This is a genomic window from Arthrobacter sp. TmtSoilC48 (genome assembly GCF_059739425.1).
On the sequence record NZ_AP046049.1, the window covers coordinates 2,280,495 to 2,303,789 of the forward strand.

At 61.5% G+C, this 23,295-nt stretch carries 15 protein-coding genes and 3 tRNA genes; 9 read left to right on the forward strand and 9 right to left on the reverse strand.

Annotated elements, in window-relative coordinates; translation table 11 throughout:
• Positions 1 to 16: 16 nt before the first annotated feature.
• From AC6I97_RS10745 to bcp, 4 genes are all read right to left on the reverse strand, one after another.
• A complete protein-coding gene (locus AC6I97_RS10745) occupies positions 17 to 1,522 on the reverse strand; it encodes a malate:quinone oxidoreductase (RefSeq protein WP_309931227.1) in 1,506 nt (501 codons plus the stop codon).
• Positions 1,523 to 1,601: 79 nt separating this feature from the next.
• Positions 1,602 to 3,269 carry an ABC transporter substrate-binding protein gene (locus AC6I97_RS10750; protein WP_497944871.1) on the reverse strand — a complete coding sequence of 556 codons (1,668 nt, stop codon included), beginning with the start codon at positions 3,267 to 3,269 and terminating at the stop codon, positions 1,602 to 1,604.
• Positions 3,270 to 3,512: 243 nt separating this feature from the next.
• Positions 3,513 to 3,594, reverse strand: a tRNA-Leu gene (locus AC6I97_RS10755).
• Positions 3,595 to 3,657: 63 nt separating this feature from the next.
• On the reverse strand, positions 3,658 to 4,131 hold the full coding sequence (bcp, locus tag AC6I97_RS10760) for a thioredoxin-dependent thiol peroxidase (RefSeq protein ID WP_224164614.1): 474 nt from the start codon (positions 4,129 to 4,131) through the stop codon (positions 3,658 to 3,660).
• Positions 4,132 to 4,216: 85 nt separating this feature from the next.
• Here bcp and AC6I97_RS10765 point away from each other — a divergent pair, with 85 nt between their 5' ends.
• Entirely contained in the window at positions 4,217 to 4,675 is a 459-nt protein-coding gene (locus AC6I97_RS10765; RefSeq protein ID WP_224164613.1) for a MarR family winged helix-turn-helix transcriptional regulator, read from the forward strand.
• A gap of 147 nt (positions 4,676 to 4,822) precedes the next feature.
• Here the strand turns inward: AC6I97_RS10765 and AC6I97_RS10770 are convergent.
• From AC6I97_RS10770 to AC6I97_RS10785, 4 genes are all read right to left on the reverse strand, one after another.
• Positions 4,823 to 4,895, reverse strand: a tRNA-Lys gene (locus AC6I97_RS10770).
• Between the two features lie 193 nt (positions 4,896 to 5,088).
• Positions 5,089 to 5,164: transfer RNA gene (locus tag AC6I97_RS10775), tRNA-Lys, on the reverse strand.
• A 118-nt stretch (positions 5,165 to 5,282) separates the two neighbouring features.
• A complete protein-coding gene (locus AC6I97_RS10780) occupies positions 5,283 to 6,485 on the reverse strand; it encodes a PQQ-dependent sugar dehydrogenase (RefSeq protein WP_497944872.1) in 1,203 nt (400 codons plus the stop codon).
• A 69-nt stretch (positions 6,486 to 6,554) separates the two neighbouring features.
• Complete coding sequence (locus tag AC6I97_RS10785; protein WP_497944873.1) at positions 6,555 to 7,628, reverse strand: sunset domain-containing protein; 1,074 nt, start codon at positions 7,626 to 7,628, stop codon at positions 6,555 to 6,557.
• A gap of 229 nt (positions 7,629 to 7,857) precedes the next feature.
• Between AC6I97_RS10785 and ilvD the strand changes: the two genes are divergently transcribed.
• From ilvD to metG, 8 genes are all read left to right on the forward strand, one after another.
• Positions 7,858 to 9,579 (forward strand): dihydroxy-acid dehydratase, encoded by a 1,722-nt coding sequence (gene ilvD, locus AC6I97_RS10790; RefSeq protein WP_224090849.1) that lies wholly within the window; start codon positions 7,858 to 7,860, stop codon positions 9,577 to 9,579.
• Between the two features lie 290 nt (positions 9,580 to 9,869).
• Entirely contained in the window at positions 9,870 to 11,774 is a 1,905-nt protein-coding gene (locus tag AC6I97_RS10795; RefSeq protein ID WP_224090848.1) for an acetolactate synthase large subunit, read from the forward strand.
• A gap of 2 nt (positions 11,775 to 11,776) precedes the next feature.
• The gene (gene ilvN / locus AC6I97_RS10800) at positions 11,777 to 12,289 is read left to right on the forward strand and encodes an acetolactate synthase small subunit (RefSeq protein WP_216923893.1); all 513 of its coding nucleotides are present in this window, start codon (positions 11,777 to 11,779) and stop codon (positions 12,287 to 12,289) included.
• Positions 12,290 to 12,389: 100 nt separating this feature from the next.
• On the forward strand, positions 12,390 to 13,415 hold the full coding sequence (ilvC, locus tag AC6I97_RS10805) for a ketol-acid reductoisomerase (RefSeq protein ID WP_263422329.1): 1,026 nt from the start codon (positions 12,390 to 12,392) through the stop codon (positions 13,413 to 13,415).
• 270 nt (positions 13,416 to 13,685) lie between these two features.
• Complete coding sequence (gene serA / locus AC6I97_RS10810) at positions 13,686 to 15,281, forward strand: phosphoglycerate dehydrogenase (RefSeq protein ID WP_216923891.1); 1,596 nt, start codon at positions 13,686 to 13,688, stop codon at positions 15,279 to 15,281.
• Between the two features lie 210 nt (positions 15,282 to 15,491).
• Entirely contained in the window at positions 15,492 to 18,302 is a 2,811-nt protein-coding gene (locus AC6I97_RS10815) for an FtsX-like permease family protein (RefSeq protein WP_224090847.1), read from the forward strand.
• Positions 18,299 to 19,054 carry an ABC transporter ATP-binding protein gene (locus AC6I97_RS10820; protein WP_224090846.1) on the forward strand — a complete coding sequence of 252 codons (756 nt, stop codon included), beginning with the start codon at positions 18,299 to 18,301 and terminating at the stop codon, positions 19,052 to 19,054. Before AC6I97_RS10815 ends, AC6I97_RS10820 begins: the two co-directional genes overlap by 4 nt.
• Positions 19,055 to 19,157: 103 nt before the next feature.
• Positions 19,158 to 20,717, forward strand: a complete 1,560-nt coding sequence (gene metG, locus AC6I97_RS10825; protein WP_497944874.1) for a methionine--tRNA ligase — start codon at positions 19,158 to 19,160, stop codon at positions 20,715 to 20,717.
• 110 nt (positions 20,718 to 20,827) lie between these two features.
• Here metG and AC6I97_RS10830 read toward each other — a convergent pair whose 3' ends face one another.
• The gene (locus AC6I97_RS10830; protein WP_497944875.1) at positions 20,828 to 23,293 is read right to left on the reverse strand and encodes an ABC transporter permease; all 2,466 of its coding nucleotides are present in this window, start codon (positions 23,291 to 23,293) and stop codon (positions 20,828 to 20,830) included.
• Between the last annotated feature and the right edge of the window lie 2 nt (positions 23,294 to 23,295).

Consider the following 23,295-nt stretch of genomic DNA (forward strand, 5'->3'; position numbering starts at 1 on the left):
CGCAGCCCCGGCCGGCCTAGCCCTGGAGGGCGTTGGCCACTTCCAATTGCAGCGACCGTGCAGTGCTTGCCTCAAGCTCGGCGGCAAGCTCCGGGTTCTCGTTAAGCTTCACGCCATAGCCCGGCATCATGTCCTTGAGCTTGGACTGCCAACCCTTGAAGTTCTTGGGGAACGTCTTCTGCAACAGCTCAATCATGATCGGAACAGCCGTGGAAGCTCCCGGAGACGCACCCAAAAGGGCGCCGATTGAACCATCACGGGACGCGATGACCTCAGTACCGAACTGCAGTATGCCGCCCTTTTGCGGGTGCTTCTTGATGATCTGGACGCGCTGGCCTGCAGTGATCAGCTCCCAATCAGCGCCAACGGCCTCGGGATAGTACTCACGCAAGGACTCCACCTTCGCCTCGTGGCGCTTGGCTACCTCTTTGATGAGGTAAGCAGTGAGGTCCATATTGTCCTTGGCCACCGCCAGCATCGGAATGATATTCCCCGGGCGGATGGACAGCGGAAGGTCCAGGTAGCTGGAGGTCTTCAGGAAGTTCGTGGAGAAACCAGCGTACGGCCCAAAGAGGAGTGAACGCTTGCCCTCAACAAACCGGGTATCCAGGTGGGGGACGGACATGGGTGGGGCGCCAACGGACGCCTGGCCATATACCTTGGCGCTGTGCTGGGAGGTGATGGACTCGTCCGTGCAGCGGAAGAACTGGCCGGAGACGGGGAATCCGCCATAGCCTTTGCTTTCCGGGATGCCCGAGGCTTGAAGCAGGTGCAGTGCGCCACCACCGGCGCCCACGAAGACGAACTTGGCGTGGATGCGGCCGTGCTCACCTGATTTGGGGTGTTTGAGGGAAAGATCCCAACCGCCACCTGATGCACGATGGATGTTGGTGACGTCGTGGCCAAAGTTGACCTCGGCGCCGGTGGCCCGCAGGTAGCCGGTCAGTTCACGGGTCAGGGCGCCGAAATCGACGTCGGTGCCTTCCGCCGCGCGGGTGGCTGCAACGCGCTGCTTGCGGTCCCGGCCCTTGACGATCAGGGGTGCCCACTTGGCGATCTTGTCCTGGTCCTCGGTGTATTCCATGCTGCGGAACAGCGTGTTGGGCTTGAGGGCCTCGTACCGGGTCTTCAGGAAGTTCGCGTGATCGTCGCCGATGACGAAGCTCATGTGCGGAACAGTGTTTATGAAGCCCTTGGGGGAGCCAATGACATTGCTGTCCACCAGATGGGACCAGAACTGACGCGAAAGTTGGAACTGCTCATTGATGTGGATGGCCTTGGAAGGATCCACAGAGCCGTCTTTGGCCGCGGGGGAGTAGTTAAGCTCACACAGCGCAGCATGTCCGGTGCCGGCGTTGTTCCATGGTCCGGAGCTTTCGAGTCCCGCTTCTTCGAGTCGTTCAAAGAGGGAGATGGTCCAGGTGGGTTCGAGTTGCTTGATGAACGCACCAAGGGTGGCACTCATGATTCCGCCGCCAATAAGGACGACGTCGGCATGTTGAGTCTTGGAAATGAAGGTCACGATCAATCTCCGTTAGCGGCGGCACTGGCTGTCACAGAATATCCCCGGGCAGACGCAATACTGAAATTACAGGGAATCGTCAAGGCTTTAAGCGGACGTTTGTGAAAACTTCGTTGAGGACAGGTGAAGCGGGATAGCTTTCCACCTTGTCGGACAGGGCAAGCGCCGAGATGGGGAAGGCTATGGGCACGGCCGGTACGGAGGCCGCTATCTCGGCATTGACGGACTGGTACTGGGTATTGCGCTCATCGCCATCGGGCAGGGCGCGGGCCCGCTCGATCTTGTGGAAAACTTCCGAATCCGTATATCCGAACTCACCCCTGGCCTCTCCGAAAAGCGGGCCCAGGAAGTTGTCAGCGTCCGCATAGGAGCCATTCCAGCCCAGGAGGTGCAGGGCGTGATCGCCAGGGGACTGCACCTTTTGGAGATAGCCATCCTCCCAGTCCACGGGAACCGGCTTGATATTGATGCCTACGGCAACGAGCTGGCGGCTGATCTCGGCGTAGATCTTCTCCGGGGTGGGCATGTAGGCCCGTGTGGCGTTGAGCGGATAGTAGAACTTCAGTTCCTCGCCTTTGTACCCGGCCTTCTCCAGCAGCTCCTTCGCCTTCTCCGGGTTGTATCCCAGCGACGGGGCATTGTTGTTGAAACCGCTGAGCTTCGGGGGAACAAATTGAGAAGCTTGTGCCGTGTTGTCTATGAAGAACCTGCGGATGAGCGATTCCTTGTCAATAGCCATCTCGATGGCTTGGCGGACTTCCAGCTTGTCCAAGGGTGCAACCTCCTGGTTCATGCCGAGGTACATCACCGAGAACGGGTCACGCTGGATGATCTGGACACCCTTTTTGACCAGATGATCAAAGGTTCCGGATGTCACCAGATCGTAGGCGTCGATCTTGCCGTCCAGGAGCGCTTGCTGGCGCGTTTCGGCGTGGTCGTAAGGAATGAAGTTGATGACGGCGATTTGGCCCCTGTTGCCCCAGTAGCCCTTATAGCTGGTCAACGTGATCTTGTGTTCGTCCCAGGCAGTGAATGCGTAAGGGCCTGTCCCCACCGGATGGCTGGCGTAGGCGGACACCGCCTGGCCATTTTGCGCCTTGTCCAGGACGTTGGCCTTCTGTCCTTCCAAAGCGGCGGGGGAGGATATGGCAAAGGCGGGAAGCGTCAGGGCCTGCAGGAAACCTGTGAAGGGCCGGGTGAGGTTGATCTGGACGTTGCTGGCGGAAACAACCTTGCAGTCCTTGAAGATCGAAAACACGGGCTCGTCCGAATAGGCCTTGAAGACGCCTTGGAATGAGATCCCGGGCGCTTGCTTCCTCAGGTCGGCGGGAAACGTAAACCAGCGGTTGAAGTTGGCGCAAACGGCAGCGGCATCAAACGGCGTTCCATCATGGAAGGTTACTTTTTCACGCAGCTTGAAGTCGTAGCTCAGCCCGTTGTTGCTGTCTTTCCATTCCGTGGCGAGGAGGGCAGTAGTCTGCCCCGTGGTGCCGTCGACGCCTACAAGTCCCTCAAGGACCTGGCGGGTCACGCGGTATGACTCCGAATCTGCTGTCATTGCCGGGTCGAGGCCCAACGGCATGGATGCCGTACCGAAATTAAACGTAGCCGTCGGCTCCGCAGCTGCCGTGCTGCTTGCCGATGACGACGCTGCAGGCTCAGGCGTTCCGGTACATGATGCCAGTCCCAAAATCACGAGGACTGCCGTGAACAGTATTCCCAGCCGCCGTATCTTGCTGCTTGCCACTCTTGTCCCCTCAAGCCGGTCGGAAGTGCTGTGGCCGGCTTCGGCCAGACCGCATTCCAGTCTAGTTGAACGCCCCCGGTGCCGGTTCAGGCGTGTTGCGGGCATGGTCCCCGTCTGCTTGAGGAAAGAACACCCCCGGTCCGAATGAAATGTTCAGCGAACCGGGGGCGTTTCAGAATCCGTGGTTCTTCACCACTGTGTTGCTGTCGTGTTGCTCCAACTGCTGTGTTGTTACCTCTGCTGTGCGCAAGGGGGGACTTGAACCCCCACGCCCGAAGGCACAGGAACCTAAATCCTGCGTGTCTGCCAATTTCACCACTCGCGCTGGCTGGCCACTGGACTGCCCTGTGGGCTGACCGGAGCCTTCTTCCGGCCTCCAGTGTACCCGCTACTTGTCGAGTTTGAGGTCGCGGCGAAGCTTGGCGACGTGCCCAGTGGCTCTGACGTTGTACTGGGCCAAATGGACCTTTCCGTCCGGATCCACCACGATCGTGGAACGGATGAGGCCCATGTAGGTGCGGCCATAATTCTTTTTCTCGCCCCAGGCGCCGTAGGCATCGGCCACCGAATGCTCTGCGTCCGAGAGTATGCGGAACGTCAGCTGTTCTTCCCCCGCAAACTTGGCCAGTGCTTTCACCGGATCTGGAGAGACTCCCACTACTTCATAACCCGAAGTCTGGAGGGACGCGAGGTTGTCCCGGAAATCACATGCCTCCTTGGTGCAGCCGGGCGTAGATGCTGCCGGATAAAAGTAGACAATGACTTTCCGTCCACGGAAGTCGGAAAGACTGACGTTGTTGCCATCTTGGTCTTGAAGAGTGAAGTCCGGGGCTACATCACCGGGAATAAGACGTTCCGCCATAATTTGCTCCTTGCTAACGTTCGCGACTCCCCAGCTTAGTGGCCGGAAGCAACGGCGACAGCTTCCACACGCATATACTGGCGGCATGCCAGATATGGAGAGATGGCCCACCACGCGATTGCTTTCAACAGCTGCGCGACTCGTGGAAATCTCATGGAATGAAAAATTGAAGAACATCGGACTGACGCATGCCGGCGTGATCGCCATGGAAGTCCTTGCTGCGAAAGGGCCCATTACGCAGGCTGCTTTGGCTGAAGTTGCCAGGGTCAAGGCGCAGACCATGGGCACTACTCTTGCACGGCTTGAGCTGCACGGGCATGTCAGCCGCCAGCGCAGCGACTCGGATCGCCGCAGCCACGTTGTGACGCTCACGGACGCCGGTTCTGCAGCTTTGGCCGAAGCTGTGCGGCTTGAGCAGGACGTGCTGGCCCTGGTTGAGGTCGACACCGCCAGGCTGCGCGACGAACTCAAGATCGTCGTCCGTGGCCTCGCCGGAATACCCGCGCTTGACCGTTCGGTGGGGGACGCCAACCCGCCGGTTTGAACCCGACCCGCCCGAACGTGACCAGGTCAAGCTGACTCATTCCCCTGAGCCACGCCGGTAAGGAATTTCCCGGCATGGGAAAGCAGGAAAAGCCAAAGCAGGAAAGGCTCCGGATCGTAGCAACGATCCGGAGCCTTTCCTATTCTGTGCACCCCCCGGGACTCGAACCCGGAACCCATTGATTAAGAGTCAATTGCTCTGCCAGTTGAGCTAGAGGTGCAGCTATTGTTTCGGTCAAAACGAAGGAGTCATATTCTCCGTGACGTCCGCAACGACAGATAACTCTACACCACTTTTTGAGGGCTGCTAACCAGAATTAGCCCGGCGTGATGCATTCCACGAAGAGTGGTGTTCCAGCGCAACAAAGCAACGAAAAAAGGCCTTGGAGTGAATATCACTCCAAGGCCTTCCCTTGGTGCACCCCCCGGGACTCGAACCCGGAACCCATTGATTAAGAGTCAATTGCTCTGCCAGTTGAGCTAGAGGTGCAGCTGTTGATTTCGACCATACCCGGGGGCTTTTGTTCCCTCAGCGATCTCCGCAACGACATGTAACTCTACACGACTTCGGCGGATGAGGGAAATCGGCGGCGCCGGGCGTTGTAGGTTCACGAAGACGCCCTCAAAATCAGCGCAAAATCAGGGTTTCTGTTGTTGCTGAGGACCCACAGGGTCCCGTCGGGAGCCTTGGCGACATCCCTTAGGCGACCATACTCGCCTGTGAAGTAAGCCACAGGTGAACCCGCATTGTCGCCGTTGAGCGGGATGGCCCAAAGCCGTTGGCCGCGAAGGGCGCCCGTGTAGGCCACGCCGTCGGCAATTTCCAATCCGCTGGGTGACGCGTCAGCGGTTGAAGGCCAAACAACCTTGGCATCAATGAACCCGCTGCGGCCCGGGGCGCCCGTCACTGTGGGCCAGCCATAGTTGCCGCCAGCGGTAATCAGGTTCAGTTCGTCGTCCACGTCCGGACCAAACTCACTGGCCCATAACCTCCCCTCACTGTCCCATGCCAAACCCTGCACGTTCCGGTGTCCGTAGCTATAGACGGGGTTGTCTCCGAACGGGTTGCCCGGAGCAGGGCGTCCGTCAACAGTCAGCCGGAGGATCTTCCCGCCCAATGCGTTTGTATCCTGGGGTTGTTCCCGGCGCTGCGAATCGCCGGTGCCCACATAGAGGAAGCCGTCAGGACCAAAACGGATCCGGCCGCCGTTGTGGGTTGAAGCCTTTGATATGCCGGAAAAGACCACGTCAGGGTCGCCGAGCCTCAAAGTGCCTCCCGGCTCTTCCGACAAGCGCATTCTGGCGATCCGGTTGTCCGTGGCTGACGTGAAATAGGCGTAAAGCCAGCGGTCACTGGCGAAGGCGGGAGACAGGGCAAGGCCTAGAAGCCCACCTTCGCCACCATGATCGACGCCGGCAACCTCACCGATGGTCGTTGTCCTGCCGTCACGAATGCTTTTGACCTGGGCCGAATCGCGTTCTGACACGATGGCTGTGCCGTCCGGCAGGAAGACGACGGACCACGGCAGCTGCAGGCCGGCGTCGAGCTTTTGCTGTACCTCCAATTTTGGTGGAAAAGCAGGTGGCACCAACCCGGAGGTGGAGCCCGTCCCGGGCGACACGGGGACACTGGAGCGGATGGAGCCGTCAGGGGTGGCCGCGGAACCTGGCGACGACGGACTACCCGTGCAAGCCGCCAGCAGGGCCGCCAGTAAAAAAGCGGCCGGAAACAGCAGTGCGGCCCGGGTGGGCACCAACCGGCAGAAACCGTTGGCGGGTTGGTCGCCAGCATTTGCTGCATATCTGCCCATATCGCTCTCCCACGAACGATTCCCGGAAGTGAGTCCGGTTACTTGCGGAGCCCTCAGTGCCTGTTCCGCTCAGTGCCTGTTCCGCGGAGGAGGGCGGAACCCGGCCGCTTCCGCATGCGCGGCGGATTCGAACCACACATCCGCGGTTGCTTCGGCGTAGCCGGCGGTACCTTCATCGTGATAGGTCATCGTTGTAGCGTTGGCCTTCACCGGGTAGCCCTCGGGGCCAGTGCCGTCTGCCGCGGCTCCTGCAGAGCCAACCCCGTAGGGATGCTCGGCGGCGAGATGGCCCGTTGCTGCCGTTGAATCCTCGTCGTCCGTTTCAGCAGCCGCGGTTTCCGCTCCCGCCAGCGTGGCCGAGTGTTGATCCGTGTATTCGTGATGGTGGACCACTGCGCCGCTTGCATCCGTCCACGAGGATTCCCACTCAGCCTTATCGGCTGCGTTGGCGTCTGCGGCGTTGGCCGCTGACCCGTCCACCTTGGGCGCGTCGTCGGCGCGCGTCACATCATCCGCGGTTACTCCCTCAGGGGATGCGGAAACGGGGGATTCAGAAACCGATGGTTCGGAAACTGCCGGCTCAGGGGCTGCAGGCACAGAAACTGCGGGCTCGTCCGCCCTGGGTACAGATGCCGGCGTTCCGGCAGCCTCCCAGTCATCGACATCCCCGGCAGTGACCTGTGCATCCGTGTCCACCACTGGTTCATCGACTACTGGCTCGTCGAGCTCAGGCGTTTCAACGACAGGTTCGTCCACCGTCTGTCCGGCGTGGGCTTCGGTTTCGACGCGCGACTCCATACTGGACTCGACGGGGCCGCTGCCCTCAGCCGCTGCCTTCCCCATATTCGTGACCCCAGCCAGGCCCGCGACGCCAGCCACCGCCGCTGCTGTATCGGGCATCGACATCGTGTCGCTGGGTTCCATTGCGGCGGGTGGGGCAGTGCCCGGCCGTCCGGGAGCCCCGGTTCCAGGGGCAGTGGTTCCAGAGGCAGCGGTTCCAGGGGCAGTGGTTCCAGAGGCAGTGGTTCCAGAGGCAGTGCCCAATGGTGCAGTTGAGGAATTCCTGGCGTTGTTGCGGCTCAGGAGCCACCAAACAATCGCGACGATCAGCACAATAACAATGACCCAAATCAACCAGTCCATGGTGAGGCCCTTCTGCTCACAGGGTGCAGTTAGTGGTATTTCCGACGTTACGTGGCTGCAAATGGGGTGTCCAGCGTTTAGGGGCCTTCCAGCCCCGGTTGTGATGCAGTTGGCGACTTCACGGAAATGGCCGGTTTTCCGTCGGTGGCGAGGAAATATTCTTCTCTTCGTGCTTAATCCGGGTCGAATACGTCGTGGGCCGCTTCCGCTGACACATAGACTTTGGTCCATGAGCGACGCCACCCGAATTGCGACAGATACCAAACCGGACATCAAGCCCCGCAGCAGGGTCGTAACCGACGGAATTCACGCCGCACCCGCACGTGGCATGTTCCGTGCTGTGGGGATGGGGGATGACGACTTCGCCAAACCACAAATTGGTGTCGCCAGCTCATGGAATGAAATAACCCCCTGCAACCTTTCCCTCAACCGTCTTGCGCAGGGCGCCAAGGAAGGCGTCCACGCCGGTGGTGGATTCCCTATGCAGTTCGGCACCATCTCCGTCTCGGACGGTATTTCCATGGGTCACGAGGGCATGCACTTCTCGCTCGTTTCCCGTGAGGTCATTGCAGACTCCGTCGAAACCGTGATGCAGGCCGAGCGCATTGATGGCTCGGTTCTCCTGGCTGGTTGCGACAAGTCCCTTCCCGGCATGCTCATGGCTGCTGCCCGGCTGGACCTCGCCTCCGTCTTCCTCTATGCCGGATCGATCATGCCCGGATGGGTCAAGCTCGAGGACGGCTCGGAGAAGGAAGTCACGCTTATTGATGCCTTCGAGGCTGTCGGCGCCTGTGCAGCAGGCAAGATGAGCATGGAGGACCTCACCCGCATCGAAAAAGCCATTTGTCCCGGCGAAGGCGCCTGTGGCGGTATGTACACGGCCAATACGATGGCATGCATTGGCGAGGCGCTGGGCATGTCCCTCCCGGGTTCGGCCGCCCCGCCATCGGCAGACCGCCGTCGCGATGACTTTGCACGCAAGTCCGGCGAAGCCGTGGTGAACCTGCTTCGCCTGGGAATCACTGCACGCGACATCATGACCAAGAAGGCGTTCGAAAATGCCATCGCGGTCACCATGGCGTTCGGCGGATCCACCAACGCAGTCCTGCACTTGCTCGCCATTGCCCGCGAAGCCGAAGTGGAACTGACCCTGGATGACTTCAACCGCATCGGCGATAAGATCCCCCACCTCGGGGACCTAAAGCCTTTCGGTCGCTATGTCATGACTGATGTGGACAAGATCGGCGGCGTGCCGGTCATCATGAAAGCGCTTCTCGACGCCGGGCTGCTGCACGGTGACTGCCTTACGGTTACGGGCAAGACGCTCGCCGAGAACCTCGCCTCGATCAACCCGCCGGACCTTGACGGCAAGATCCTTCGGGCACTGGACAACCCCATCCACAAGACCGGTGGTATCACCATCCTGCACGGCACCATGGCTCCGGAAGGGGCTGTGGTGAAGAGCGCCGGCTTCGACGCCGACGTCTTTGAGGGCACGGCACGCGTTTTCGAGCGCGAGCAAGGGGCCCTTAACGCACTGGACAACGGTGAGATCCACAAGGGCGACGTCGTGGTCATCCGCTATGAAGGCCCCAAGGGTGGTCCGGGCATGCGCGAAATGCTTGCGATCACCGGCGCCATCAAGGGCGCCGGACTGGGCAAGGATGTGCTGCTGTTGACCGATGGCCGCTTCTCCGGCGGTACCACCGGTTTGTGCATTGGCCACGTTGCGCCTGAAGCGGTCGACGGCGGTCCCATCGCCTTCGTCCAGGACGGCGACCGCATTCGTGTTGACATCGCGGCACGTTCATTCGACCTCCTGGTGGACGAGGCGGAGCTTGAAGCCCGCAAGGTTGGCTGGGAGCCCCTGCCGGCGAAGTTCACGAAGGGCGTTTTGGCCAAGTATGCAAAGCTGGTCCACAGCGCGTCCACGGGAGCTTACTGCGGCTGATGCCTGTACCGGACTCCCGGGCCTTTGGCGGGGGAGTCCGGTAGGCGGACACCACCGTCCATATGGTGAGATACGATGGTGGTCAATTGACACGTATCTCACTTAGAGGGAACACTGAACGCATGATCTCATTCGTTACCGTCGGCGTCGTCGTACTTACCAAGCGCGTGGCTTAGCCCGACTGGTAACGAACTGTCACGCGCAACCCCTCGAAAAGCCGGAAGGCTGAGGGGTTTTTTTATTCCCCGAAGCAAGACCCATCAATCGAAGATCCACTAAGGAAGAGTCCGATGAGCAAAGGATCGCCGATCAGCCCCTCGCTGATGGCTGCAAAGTCCGCTGGAGCCCCAAAGGCTCCGGATAAGGTCGACCGTACGGCTGAGGCCGTCGTCGTCGACACTGCTGCACCTCTCTCTCCTGTACTTGGGCCGAACAACGTTGTACCCCCAACGGTGATGACCGGCTCGCAAGCAATTGTCCGTTCGCTCGAAGAACTCGGCGTGGACGATATTTTCGGTTTGCCCGGTGGCGCGATCCTGCCCACCTACGACCCCTTGATGGCCTCCAGCATGAATCACATCCTGGTCCGTCACGAACAGGGAGCAGGCCACGCCGCGCAAGGCTACGCCATGGTTACCGGACGGGTTGGCGTTTGCATCGCCACCTCGGGACCCGGTGCCACAAACCTCGTTACCGCCATCATGGACGCCCACATGGATTCCGTGCCGATGGTGGCCATCACCGGCCAGGTTTCCAGCGGAGTCATCGGCACCGATGCCTTCCAGGAAGCGGACATCGTGGGTATCACCATGCCCATCACCAAGCACTCGTTTCTGGTGACTGACCCCAACGACATTCCGCATGTCATGGCAGAAGCTTTCCACCTCGCGTCCACGGGCCGCCCGGGACCGGTCCTGGTTGACATTGCCAAGGACGCCCAGGTAGGCCAGATGACTTTCTCCTGGCCGCCGAAAGTTGACTTGCCGGGCTATCGCCCTGTGGTCCGCGGCCACAGCAAGCAAGTACGCGAAGCTGCCAAGCTGATCGCTGCCTCCAGTAAGCCTGTTCTCTACGTGGGTGGCGGTGTGGTCAAGGGACACGCCTCTGCAGAACTCATGGAGCTGGCGCTGGCAACCGGAGCGCCGGTAGTCACCACGCTGATGGCCCGCGGCGCCTTCCCTGACTCGCATCCACTCCATGTTGGAATGCCGGGCATGCATGGCTCCGTATCTGCCGTCACCGCCCTCCAGCAGGCAGACCTCCTCATTACACTCGGTGCCCGGTTCGATGACCGCGTTACAGGTGTGCTGAAGACGTTCGCTCCCTTCGCCAAGGTGATCCACGCGGATATCGATCCCGCGGAAATCTCCAAGAACCGGACGGCCGATGTCCCGATTGTCGGTTCGGTGAAGGAGATCATTCCGGAACTGACCGAGGCCGTGAAGACGCAGTTCGAGCAAAGCGGTGCACCGGACCTGGATGCATGGTGGGCGTTCCTGGGCAACCTGCGCGACACCTACCCCCTGGGCTGGACTGAACCCGAGGACGGACTGACGGCACCGCAGCGCGTGATCAAGCGCATCGGCGAGCTCACAGGTCCGGAGGGTATCTACGTGGCCGGCGTCGGCCAGCACCAGATGTGGGCTGCGCAGTTCATCAAGTACGAGCGCCCCCACGCCTGGCTGAACTCCGGTGGAGCCGGAACCATGGGATACTCGGTTCCGGCAGCCATGGGTGCCAAGGTTGGTGAGCCGGACCGCGTGGTCTGGGCCATTGACGGCGACGGCTGCTTCCAGATGACCAATCAGGAACTGGCCACCTGCGCCATCAACAACATCCCGATCAAGGTCGCCATTATCAACAACTCCTCGCTGGGCATGGTCCGCCAATGGCAGACACTGTTCTACGAAGGCCGTTACTCGAACACGGATCTGAACACCGGCCACGACACCGTCCGCATTCCGGACTTCGTCAAGCTGGCGGACGCCTATGGTTGTGCCGCACTGCGTTGTGAGCGGGACGAAGACATCGATGCCACCATCCAGAAGGCACTTGAAATCAACGACCGCCCGGTCGTGATCGACTTTGTCGTCAGCCCCAACTCGATGGTCTGGCCGATGGTGCCGGCAGGTGTCAGCAATGACCAGATCCAGGTTGCCCGCAATATGACCCCGGAATGGGAAGAGGAGGACTAGGCATGAGCCGCCACACACTGTCCGTTCTGGTCGAAGACAAGCCCGGCGTGCTGACCCGCGTAGCCAGCCTCTTCGCCCGGCGCGCGTTCAACATCAATTCACTGGCTGTGGGACCCACCGAGGTTCCCGGCATGTCCCGCATGACGGTCGTCGTCGATGCCGACGGCGACCTCATCGAGCAGGTCACCAAGCAGCTCAACAAGTTGATCAACGTGATTAAGATCGTTGAGCTGACTTCCGAATCTTCCGTACAACGCGACCACATCCTGGTCAAGGTACGTGCGGATGCCGCGACACGCCTGCAGGTAACCCAAGCTGCAGACCTGTTCCGTGCCGCCGTCGTCGACGTGTCTACAGACTCGTTGGTGATCGAGGCAACCGGTACCCCCGAGAAGCTCGCTGCACTGCTCTCAGTGCTCGAGCCGTTCGGCATCCGTGAAATCGTGCAGTCCGGCACCCTGGCCGTTGGACGGGGATCCCGCTCCATGAGTGACAGGGCGCTCCGCTCCGCGTAGGAAACAGGCATAGGCCGCGTTAGCATGCCATGCCGAGCGTTGCGTCCAGTACCGCAGCACCACATTAATATCCAGAAACCACTCAAGAGGAGTTACGCAAGTGACTGAAATGTTCTACGACGACGACGCAGACCTGTCGATCATCCAGGGCCGCAAGGTTGCCATCGTCGGCTACGGTTCCCAGGGCCACGCGCACGCACTGAACCTGCGCGATTCCGGCGTCGAGGTTGTTATCGCGCTGAAGGAAGGGTCGAAGTCGACCGCCAAGGCAGAAGACGCCGGCTTCACTGTCAAGAACGTTGCCGACGCCGCTGAATGGGCAGACGTCATCATGATCCTCGCGCCGGACCAGCACCAGCGCTCGATCTACAACGACTCCATCAAGGACAAGCTGACCGAAGGCAAGGCACTCGCCTTCGCCCACGGCTTCAACATCCGCTTCGGCTACATCGAGCCCCCTGCAGGCGTTGACGTCATCCTGATCGCTCCGAAGGCTCCGGGTCACACCGTGCGCCGCGAGTTCGAAGCCGGCCGTGGCATCCCGGACATCATCGCTGTTGAGCAGGACGCATCCGGTTCCGCTTGGGAGCTGGCCAAGTCCTACGCCAAGGCCATCGGTGGCACCCGCGCCGGCGTCATCAAGACCACCTTCACCGAAGAGACCGAAACCGACCTCTTCGGCGAGCAGTCCGTCCTTTGTGGCGGCGTTTCCCAGCTGGTCCAGTACGGCTTCGAAACCCTCACCGAAGCCGGCTACCAGCCGCAGATCGCCTACTTCGAGGTCCTTCACGAGCTCAAGCTCATCGTTGACCTCATGTGGGAAGGTGGCATCGCCAAGCAGCGCTGGAGCGTCTCCGATACCGCAGAGTACGGCGACTACGTGTCCGGCCCCCGCGTGATCACTCCCGAGGTGAAGGAAAACATGAAGGCTGTCCTTGCGGACATCCAGAGCGGCGCCTTCGCCAAGCGCTTCATCGAGGACCAGGACAACGGTGCCGTCGAGTTCAAGGAACTGCGTGCCAAGGCAGAGCAGCACCCGATCGAAGAGGTTGGCCGCGAACTGCGTTCCCTGTTCTCCTGGCAGCAGCAGGACCAGGACTACGTCGAAGGCTCCGCAGCCCGCTGATCCTTTGCCCAGTGCCCTGGGCGCTGGAAGCGACGCCCGTCCGGCGAACAAAGCCGGGCGGGCGTCGCTGTTTCGCAGCCGCTCCTCCCAACACAGCGTCCTGTGAATTTCTTCACAACAACCTCAACCGGGCCGTAACATCGTTCACCGGCACCGGAATCCCTGTCCAGGTTCGATATTCTGGGCTGGTCCCGGCGTCGTGTCCGGGCCCGGCGCATCCGCTCCTTGTCCAGTACTGTCCCAAAGTTGTCCAAAGTAAGGTGCCACCCCGTGTCAGCCACCAAACCCGTCGTCCTCCTCGCTGAGGAACTTTCACCCGCCACCGTCGAGGCATTGGGTCCGGACTTTGAAATCCGCCAAACCGACGGCGCCGACCGTTCCCAGCTGCTGTCCGCCATCGCCGACGTCGACGCAATCCTGGTTCGCTCGGCTACCCAGGTTGATGCCGAAGCCATTGCCGCGGCGAAGAACCTTAAGGTCATCGCCCGGGCCGGCGTGGGACTGGACAACGTGGACATCAAGTCCGCAACGCAGGCCGGTGTCATGGTCGTCAACGCACCGACGTCCAACATCGTTTCAGCAGCCGAGTTGACGGTCGGCCACATCCTGAGCCTTGCCCGTCACATTCCCCAGGCGAGCTCCGCGCTGAAGAACGGTGAGTGGAAGCGTTCCAAGTACACGGGCATCGAACTCTTCGAGAAGAAGATCGGCATCATCGGCCTGGGCCGTATCGGCGCCCTTGTCGCAGCCCGCCTTCAGGGATTCGAAACCGAGATCCTGGCGTACGACCCCTACATCACCGCCGCTCGCGCCGCACAGCTCGGGGTCAAGCTGGTCACCCTTGATGAACTCCTGGAAAACTCCGACTTCATCACCATCCACATGCCCAAGACGCCCGAGACGGTGGGCATGCTCGGCGCCGACGCCTTCCGCAAGATGAAGGAAACGGCCTACGTCATCAACGTGGCCCGTGGCGGCCTGGTGGATGAGGAAGCACTCTACATCGCGCTGAAGGAAGGCCAGATTGCCGGTGCCGGCGTGGATGTCTTCGTCAAGGAACCCAGCACGGATCTGCCTTTCTTCGAACTGGACAACGTGGTCGTTACCCCGCACCTCGGCGCATCCACTGACGAAGCCCAGGAAAAGGCGGGCGTCTCGGTGGCCAAGTCCGTACGCCTTGCCCTCGCCGGCGAGCTCGTGCCCGATGCCGTGAACGTCGCAGGTGGTGTGATCGCTCCGGACATCCGTCCGGGTATCCCGCTGATCGAAAAGCTCGGCCGGATCTTCACGGCGCTGACCCATGCGTCGCTGACCCAGATCGACGTCGAGGTTGCCGGCGAGATTGCCGCGCTGGACGTCAAGGTGCTTGAGCTGGCTGCCCTGAAGGGCGTCTTCGCCGATGTCGTCACGGAGCAGGTCTCCTACGTCAACGCCCCCGTCATCGCAGAGCAGCGCGGAATCAATACCCGTCTGATCACCACCCCGGACGCCGAGGACTACCGCAACGTCCTCACGATCCGCGGTGCGCTCAGCGACGGTTCCCAGATCTCCGTTGCCGGTACGCTGACGGGACCCAAGCAAGTTGAGAAGCTCGTTGGCGTCAACGGCTACGACGTCGAAATCCCCATCAGTGAGCACTTGGTGGTGGTGGCCTACGCGGACCGTCCCGGTGTCATTGGCACCATCGGCCACATCCTGGGCATGAACAACATCAACATCGGCGGCATGCAGGTTGCACGCCAGACCGAGGGAGGCCAGGTGCTTGCGCTCCTGACCATCGACAGTTCTGTTCCGCAGCAGGTCCTGGAAGCCATCAAGGCGGGCATCGGCGCCGATATGGTCCGCGAGGTGGACCTGGAGGACTAGGACTGCTCCTCATCAGCCAACTTCGCGTGCCGGGGACACACCACTGACACGCAACGGTGGCCGGTCTGCTTACAATGGCTTGGTCCGGGATTCGGACCCGGCAGCAGGCCGGCCACTACTTTTTGCACATAGAGCCCGGGATTCCTTTGTGTTTTTCAAAGATTCACGGAGCATGTGTGCGCGCCCGCAATCAAGGTCTCAGGGAGCCCAATGAACGCCGTCCAAAGGTTCATCAGAAGCCGTGTGCTGCTGCTGACCGCGGCCATTTTGATCGTCGCGATGTGCTTGTCCGTCCTAGTCCAGAGCCAGTCACAGGCCGCTCTGAACAGGACTGTGGATGAGAACTCGCGGGGACTCTACGACATCCTGGTCCAGGCAAAGCCGGACCCCTCACAGGACGGGGACGGCGGTGCACTGATCCAGCCGGAAATCGCCAATGGGCAGGGCGGCATCAGCTTTGAGCAGCTCGAGAAAATCCGCACCATGGGCCAGACGGCTGTCGCTGCTCCCATCAGCCTCGTTTCGCGGGTTTCGCAGAACCTCGAGGCTCCGCGCCTCAATGCCATGGACTACCTTGGGTACAACGCCGGCCTTGCCGGTGGCATAACTGCAGGGGACCCCTCGGCCATGGATTCCAGCAAGTGGCCAGCAGCTGAATCCGTTTTGTCCGACACGCCCAAGAAGTACCGGCTGACGGCCTCCGCCACCAGCTCCGATGGCGTCAACCAGCAAACCCTTTTCAAGACGAGCGCCGAAGGGACCCTGGGCAAGGGCCGTCTGATCCAGGAACAGGCTGCCGGTGGTTCGAATGTCCGGATCGCAGGTCCGGACGGCGAGACCGGAATTAAGTTCCCCGCTCCGGCACTCGGCTCGGAGCACAACCTCTTCAATCTTTCGGTGGCACTTCCATTGGCGCCGGAGGTGACTGAGTCCGTCGTCGCCGTCGACCCTGCCTCCGAGAGGGCGTTGTTGGGCTCCGCAGGTGATTTCCTTGCACCCTTGGAAAAGGCTCCGCCAGCGGACGCGCGCAATGCAGGCGCTATTGGCCGCCATTTCGAAAGTCTCTTCACCAGCGGCCTCAGCATGGACCAGCTTGAAGAAGGACCTGATTTCCTTGGTGTGAAGCTGAAGTACTGGGCTCCCCTGATGACGCAGTACCAGCAGGCAAAGCGCGACGGACTCCTGACCGACGATTCCCAGGCCATTCCGCTGATTGTTCGCTCGGGGACGTCCCTGGACCTGAAGTACTCGGTCAAGATCGAGGAAATCGACAACAACGGCAAAGTGGTCAACGAAGTCGGCACTGTAACGCGGTCCCTGGACAAGGACTACCTGCCGTTCGTTTCCAAAGCCCCGTTTGCCCTTGAATGGCCGGGTTCAACTGACCACAGCCAGCTCCTGGGCAGTACTGCCTCCTTCAGCCAAGGGCTTTACAACCCGGCCACCTGGAGTACTGCTTTCGCTGCAGCCCCGAAGTACAAGGAGGGCGACGAAGCCTCCAATGGTGCTTCGGACAAGACAGCAACGCCGGGGGACTGGGTGACAGTCAACCGCCTCCCGGAAAAGTCGTCCTTTGGCGCAGCCGTAGACCAGACCCAGCGCAAGCCTGTGGACGAGCGCTCCTACAGGGAAGACCTGGAAACCGGAAAAAAGCCCGCCACTCCCATGCCGATGGTGTACGGCACGTTTAACCCGGCAGACGTTCAGGCCGCAGCCGGTGACGTTAACAAGCTCCCATTGGGCGGCTATGACCCAGCTCCGATGACACTGAGCAAGGATGCCGAGGGCAAAGACGCCGATGACACTGTCCTGAAGCCATCACTGAGCGCCACAGGTCTGGTCAGCCAGTCGGCCGGCGCCATCACTGACTATTACGGCCTGGCCGCAGCCCGTGGCTATGACACCAACGCCGACGTCATCGACGCCATCCGTGTCCGCGCCAACGCCACTGGAACGTGGAAGCAGGCGCAGCCGGAGGTCGAAAAGCTGGCCGCCCAGATCCGTGAACTGGGCCTGGAAGCGACCGTGGTGGCAGGTTCCGCCCGCGAAGACGCCAATATCTTCGTCCCCGGATACAGCAAGGACGACGCCGGCAAGGAATCTCCGCTGGGCACAGTCCAGCAGTCGTGGGTTCGACAGGATGCGGCTGACGCCGTTTCGGGTTCGCTGACAGGCACAAACATCACCCTTCTCTTCCTGACACTTCTTGGCGCCACGCTGCTGACTGGTGCCTCGACCGTCAGCTACATCCGGCAGCGCCGGAGCGAAGCAGGCATCCTGAGGGCAATGGGTTGGACGCAGAAGCGCGTCAGGTCCTGGGTGCTGGAAGAGTTTGCCGTGGGCGCGGCTGCCCTGGCCGCCGCGGGGATCATTTTGAGCCTGCTCAGTTGGAACCTTGCCACTGTGATTGTCTCGGTGACCATGCTCATCATCTACAGTGGCGCTGCCTTGCTGGCTGCCCAGCAGTTGCGCCACCGCGTGGTGGTAGACCAGGAACCCCAGCATGATGAACGCCTCGTCACTGTTGATTCGCCCCTGACGTTCGCCAACAGGCAGCTCACCACCAACCGGTTCAATTCTGTCTCGCTGGCCGTGGCTGTGGGCGTTTTCGGTGCCGCAGTGGGGGCCTTGATCGCACTGTTGATCGACATCCCCCGGGCAGCAGGTGCCAGTGCTTTGAGTGGGCTGGCGGCCGCGAGCATTGCTTTGCCAAGCGTGATCCTCGCAGTGTTTGGTGTGGTTGTGGGTCTGCTGCTCACACTCGTGACCGGGCGGTTCGAGCTCCACGCCAAGCGCGAGTATCTGGGCACTTTGCGTGCCATGGGCTGGAACCCGGACATGCTGGGCCAGGTCCGCTTCTTTGAAAATGCACTTGTCGGCACCGTGGCGCTTCCCTTGGGCGTCCTTGGTGCCCTTGGACTGGGGCTGCTCCTTGCTCCGTACGCAGCACTCTGGGCCGGGCTGGCCGGACTGCTGGCCGTAATTTGCTGGATTCCGATTGCAACGAAAGTAGTCAAATGACTGACAACCTCAACCCCGAGCTGACGGCGACCCCGGAATCCACGGACGAGTCGCTGCAGACCCGCGCCAACACCATTGTCCGGGCGTCCGACCACGCGACACCCTTGGAGCTTAGCCGCGTCACCATCCACTACGGCGGAGACAAGGGCGGCGCCGAGGAAGTCGACGTCGTGGATGACTTCAACCTGACCCTGCACGCAGGCGAGATGCACTGCATCGCCGGCCGAAGCGGCTCGGGCAAGACCAGTATCCTGACCGTCAGCGCCGGACTGACCCTGCCGACGTCGGGCACCGTGTTTTGGGAAGGCCAGTCCCTGGCGTCAATGGGCGACGACGAGATCGCCGACAGGCGCCGTGCCTTGATTGGCTACGTCGATCAGGGCGGCGCCTTGATCGACGGCATGAGTGCCCTCGAGAACGTGCTGCTGCCCGCCGTGCCTGATGGAGAAGTGGAACAGCGCACGGAGATGGCCAAGGACCTCCTGGACCTGGTGGGCCTCGGACGCCGCATGCGGCACCGTCCCGCCCAACTGTCCGGCGGTGAGCGCCAGCGTGTGGCAATCGCGAGGGCCCTGATCCTGGGAACCCGCGTACTGGTGGTGGATGAGCCCACCGCCAGCTTGGACCGTGCTGCAGCCAACCGCATCATCGGCATCCTGAAGGACACAACCAACGATGGCATCGCTGTGCTCGTGGCTTCACACGACCACGAACTGGTCCGGCTCAGCGATACGCTGACCGAACTGAACTAGTCCGCAAGACTGCTCCTTCGCCGGGATATCCGGCACAGACCGGACCGGCCGTCATTTGCGGCCGGTTCAGTCATTCCATCCGAAAAAAAGGTAACTTCTTAGAGTGACGTCTGCAGAGAAATCCCCGTTCTACATCACCACGGCCATCAGCTACCCCAATGGCGTGCCTCATATCGGACACGCCTACGAGGTCATCGCGACTGATGCCATGGCGCGGTTCAAGCGCCTCGACGGCCATGAGGTGTTCTTCATGACCGGCACGGACGAGCACGGGCTCAAGATGCAGCAGTCGGCCGAGAAGGAAGGCATTACTGCCAAGCAGCTCGCGGATCGCAACTCGGCGGCGTTCAAGCAGATGAGCCAGGACCTGGGAATCTCCCATGACCGTTTCATCCGCACCACGGACCCGGACCATTACACGGCGTCGCAAGCCATCTGGAAGAAGATGGAAGCGAACGGTGACATCTACTTGTCCAAGTACGAGGGCTGGTACTCGGTCCGCGACGAAGCGTACTACGTCGAGGACGACACCGTTGTGAAGGAAGACGGCCTCCGGTACTCGAAGGAGACGGACACCCTCGTCACCTGGACTGCCGAGGAGAGCTACTTCTTCCGCTTGTCCGCTTACCAGGAGAAACTCCTGGCCCTCTATGAGGCCCAGCCTGAGTTTGGTGCGCCGCAGTCCCGGTTCAACGAGGTCATCAGTTTTGTGAAGCGTGGGCTTGAGGATCTCTCCATCAGCCGCACCACCTTTGACTGGGGTGTCCCTGTTCCGGGCGATGAGAAGCACGTCATGTACGTCTGGGTGGATGCCTTGACCAATTACCTGACCGGTGCCGGATACCCGGACGTGGAGTCCGAGTCCTTCAGGAAGTTCTGGCCGGCCGATGTCCACGTCATCGGCAAGGACATTTCCCGTTTCCATGCGATCTACTGGCCGGCCTTCCTCATGAGCGCAGGCCTGGCATTGCCCAAGCGGGTCATGATCCACGGCTTCCTGACCAACAACGGCGTGAAGATGTCCAAGTCGCTGGGCAATGTCGTCGCCCCCCAGGACTTCGTGGCGCAGTACGGGCTGGACCAGTGCCGCTTCTTCTTCCTCCGGGAAGTCCCGTTTGGTGCCGATGGCAGCTACAACCACGAGGCTATCGTGGGCCGCATGAATTCGGACCTGGCCAACAACTTCGGCAATCTTGCCCAGCGTTCGTTGTCCATGGTCGCGAAGAACTGTGAGGGCAAGGTTCCTGTCCCCGGAGAGTTCACGGCTGAGGACAATGCCTTGCTTGCCAAGGCCGGAGAATTGCTGGCTACCGCCCGGGGCGCCTTTGACAAGCAGGAGTTCAGCCGGGCCCTGGAGGCTATCTGGACAGTGCTTGGCGACACCAACGCCTACTTCGCCGAGCAGGCCCCGTGGGTGCTGCGGAAGACCGACGTCGAGCGGATGAATACCGTACTTTACGTCACCCTGGAAGTTGTCCGCATCGTGGCGATCCTCGCCCAGCCGGTGATGCCTTCCTCGTCCGCGAAGCTTCTTGAGGTGCTCGGACAGCCCGAAGGCGAAGCCAGGCAGTTTGCTGCCATCGCAACGCCGATCGTCGCGGGAACTGAACTTCCCGCTCCGACGCCGATCTTCCCCCGCTACGAGGAACCAGCCGAGGCATAACGTTCTCTCACATAACAGCCATTAACGAGAATTGCTCTCTCACTTCCTCCCACTCGGGTGAGGGAAGTGAGAGAGCAATTCTCGTATCGCGTGATGTTGTGAGAGAAGAATTAGGCCGTGGCCAGACCCTCCACAGGCGACAGTCGTGCTGCCCGATGGGCGGGAATCACGGAGGCCAGCAAACCAGCCACCACAGCGACGCCGAACACGGCCAGCAGTTGCAGCCACGGAACCGCCGGAACAACATCAGCCACACCGCCAAGGGCGGCCTGGGCGCCCAGCCAACCGTAGACGACGCCGATGCCCGCACCGAGGACTGCGGCCACGCCAGCTATGAGGACGGCCTCGATCGCGAGCATTCCCCGGAGTTGGCCCTTCGTCAGGCCCAGTGCCCTCAGCAAGGAGTTCTCCCGCGTTCGTTCAAGGACGGACAGCGACAACGTGTTCGCCACGCCGATGAGGGCAATCACCACTGCCACTCCCAGCAAGCCGGTGACCACCAGCAACAGGACATCGATGATGCTGTTGAAGGTCACGCGCTCGATGGCGGCGCCGCTAACAGTGCGCTCGTGCACGCCGAGGGCGGAGGCAATCTCCTTCTGAATGGCCTGAACCTGTTCGCTGGACACAGAGTCGGCGAGCTTCACCCACACCATGCCGGGCGTTTCCGGGAGGGCACCCGCTGTGATGCTCGAGCTTTCCACGAAGGCCGGGACGTGGCGGGTCCGCAGGACTTTCGCGTCGAGAGACGCTGTGCCGGCCGCCGTCGTGATGGTCGCGCGACCTCCAGCGGAGTCCTCGGGCAGGTAGACCGTGCCTGGGCCCGGCTTCAGGTTGTTGTCGCGGAGGATGGAGGCAGCATCGCCCGACGAGAGCGAATAGACGGTCCTCCCTCCGTCGGGCGTGGACTCGGCGAGGGTCCCAACGGCCGGTAGGAGGACCGCATTGCTGACCCCGTCGAGTGTCTTGATACGCGAGATGGCTTCTGCTGGATCGGCTGAACTGTCTACCGCGGTCATGGCAGCGAGATCCACAGGGTAGTTCTCGGCCAGCGTTGCATTGAACGCTTGCCGTGACGTTGCGGCCCCGGTCATCATCAGCGAAACCAGCGTTACGCCGATCAGCAAGGCAGCGGCAGTCGCCGAGGTCCGTGCCGGGTTGCGCGTCGCGTTGACGGCGGCGAGCTTGCCGGGCACCCCTGCGGGGGCGGCCAAACGGCCGGCGAGGGCCACCACTGTGGGAACGAACAATGAGGAGCAGAGCAGAATCCCGACGAAGGAAACCGCGCCGCCAAGCAAAGCAACCAGCAATGAGACCGTGGTGCTGCCGAAAATCAACAGTGATACGCCGCCGATCAGGGCAATCAGGCCCAGCGCCAGCCGCACTTTTCCTCGACGGTTGCCAACAGTCGCGTCGTCGGCGGGCCTCAGCGCAGCCAGTGGAGCGACCGATGTAGCCGCCCTGGCGGGGACGAGGGCCGCGACGACGGTCAGCAGGGTTCCGGCGACCAGCCCGGCGATGATTGCCGACGGCGGTATGGCCAGAGTCGCGAACGCTTGCTCTGGTTGTGACTTGGCCCAGGCGACCAGCCCGGTCATCAGGCCCATCGCAGCCAGGACACCCAGAATCGATGAGACGAAGCCAACCACGAGGGCCTCCAGCATGACGGAGCCGCGGATCTGCGAGCGGCCTGCACCCAGGCAACGTAGCAACGCCAATTCGCGGGTCCGCTGTGCCACCAGCACGGAGAAGGTATTGGCCACCACTAGAGTGGAGACGAGGATAGCGACACCTGCGAAGGCGAGCAGGACGATGGTCAGTTGGTCCTGACCAGCGCTGAGCATGGCGACCGTGGAGGTGACCTTCTCCTGGGCCGTTTCCAGGACAGGCGCGTCGGCACCTGCGGCTTCCATGCGGTGCGCGATGTACTCCTTCGCTGCGGGGACGTCTTCGTCGGGTTGCAGGACGAACTGCAGTCCCGAATATCCTGCTCCGGCATCCTGCACCGCGTCCAGGACAGACTCCGAAGCGACAAGCTGGGCCGCCGAGGACGAGAACGGATCGTTCGTAGCTTGAATCAGGCCGGTAACTGTCACCTTGGCAGTCTTGACGGATCCTCCACCGTGCAGCTCGAGCGTACTTCCAACCGTGAGCCCGAGATGCTCTGCTGTCTTGACGTCGATCACGGCTTCGAAGGGTTGCGACGGCATGGAACCTGAGGACAAGGTCGCGCCCTCCAAGGGTGAGGGCTCCGTATTTCGGAGCCGTCCTACCTGCTCACCGCCACCGGCCACGAACGTCACGTAAGTGGAGCGTTCGGCGTAGTGGTCCTTGACTGCGGGCGCGGACCTCGCGGCATCCACCGCTGCCTGGCTGAAGGCCTCGCCGTTCTTGGATGTAGCAATAAGATCCGCGTTACGGTAGGCCTCGCCGATACTCGCGCCAAGCGAAGCATTGGTGCTCGCGCCCACCATCAGCGTGGCGGAGAGGAACGCAACGGACAGCATCACGGCGAGCCCGATTGCGACGAATCGTCTGAAGTGCGTCGTCAATTGGGAGAGAGCTACGCGCAGCATGC

Bases quoted from the DNA above. Each gene is read 5' to 3' on its own strand.
- ilvN (WP_216923893.1), top strand. From the start codon at position 11,777: ATGAGCCGCCACACACTGTCCGTTCTGGTCGAAGACAAGCCCGGCGTG.
- AC6I97_RS10820 (WP_224090846.1), top strand. From the start codon at position 18,299: ATGACTGACAACCTCAACCCCGAGCTGACGGCGACCCCGGAATCCACG.
- AC6I97_RS10785 (WP_497944873.1), bottom strand. From the start codon at position 7,628: ATGGACTGGTTGATTTGGGTCATTGTTATTGTGCTGATCGTCGCGATT.
- AC6I97_RS10780 (WP_497944872.1), bottom strand. From the start codon at position 6,485: ATGGGCAGATATGCAGCAAATGCTGGCGACCAACCCGCCAACGGTTTC.
- bcp (WP_224164614.1), bottom strand. From the start codon at position 4,131: ATGGCGGAACGTCTTATTCCCGGTGATGTAGCCCCGGACTTCACTCTT.
- ilvD (WP_224090849.1), top strand. From the start codon at position 7,858: ATGAGCGACGCCACCCGAATTGCGACAGATACCAAACCGGACATCAAG.
- AC6I97_RS10765 (WP_224164613.1), top strand. From the start codon at position 4,217: ATGCCAGATATGGAGAGATGGCCCACCACGCGATTGCTTTCAACAGCT.
- AC6I97_RS10815 (WP_224090847.1), top strand. From the start codon at position 15,492: ATGAACGCCGTCCAAAGGTTCATCAGAAGCCGTGTGCTGCTGCTGACC.
- AC6I97_RS10830 (WP_497944875.1), bottom strand. From the start codon at position 23,293: ATGCTGCGCGTAGCTCTCTCCCAATTGACGACGCACTTCAGACGATTC.
- AC6I97_RS10795 (WP_224090848.1), top strand. From the start codon at position 9,870: ATGAGCAAAGGATCGCCGATCAGCCCCTCGCTGATGGCTGCAAAGTCC.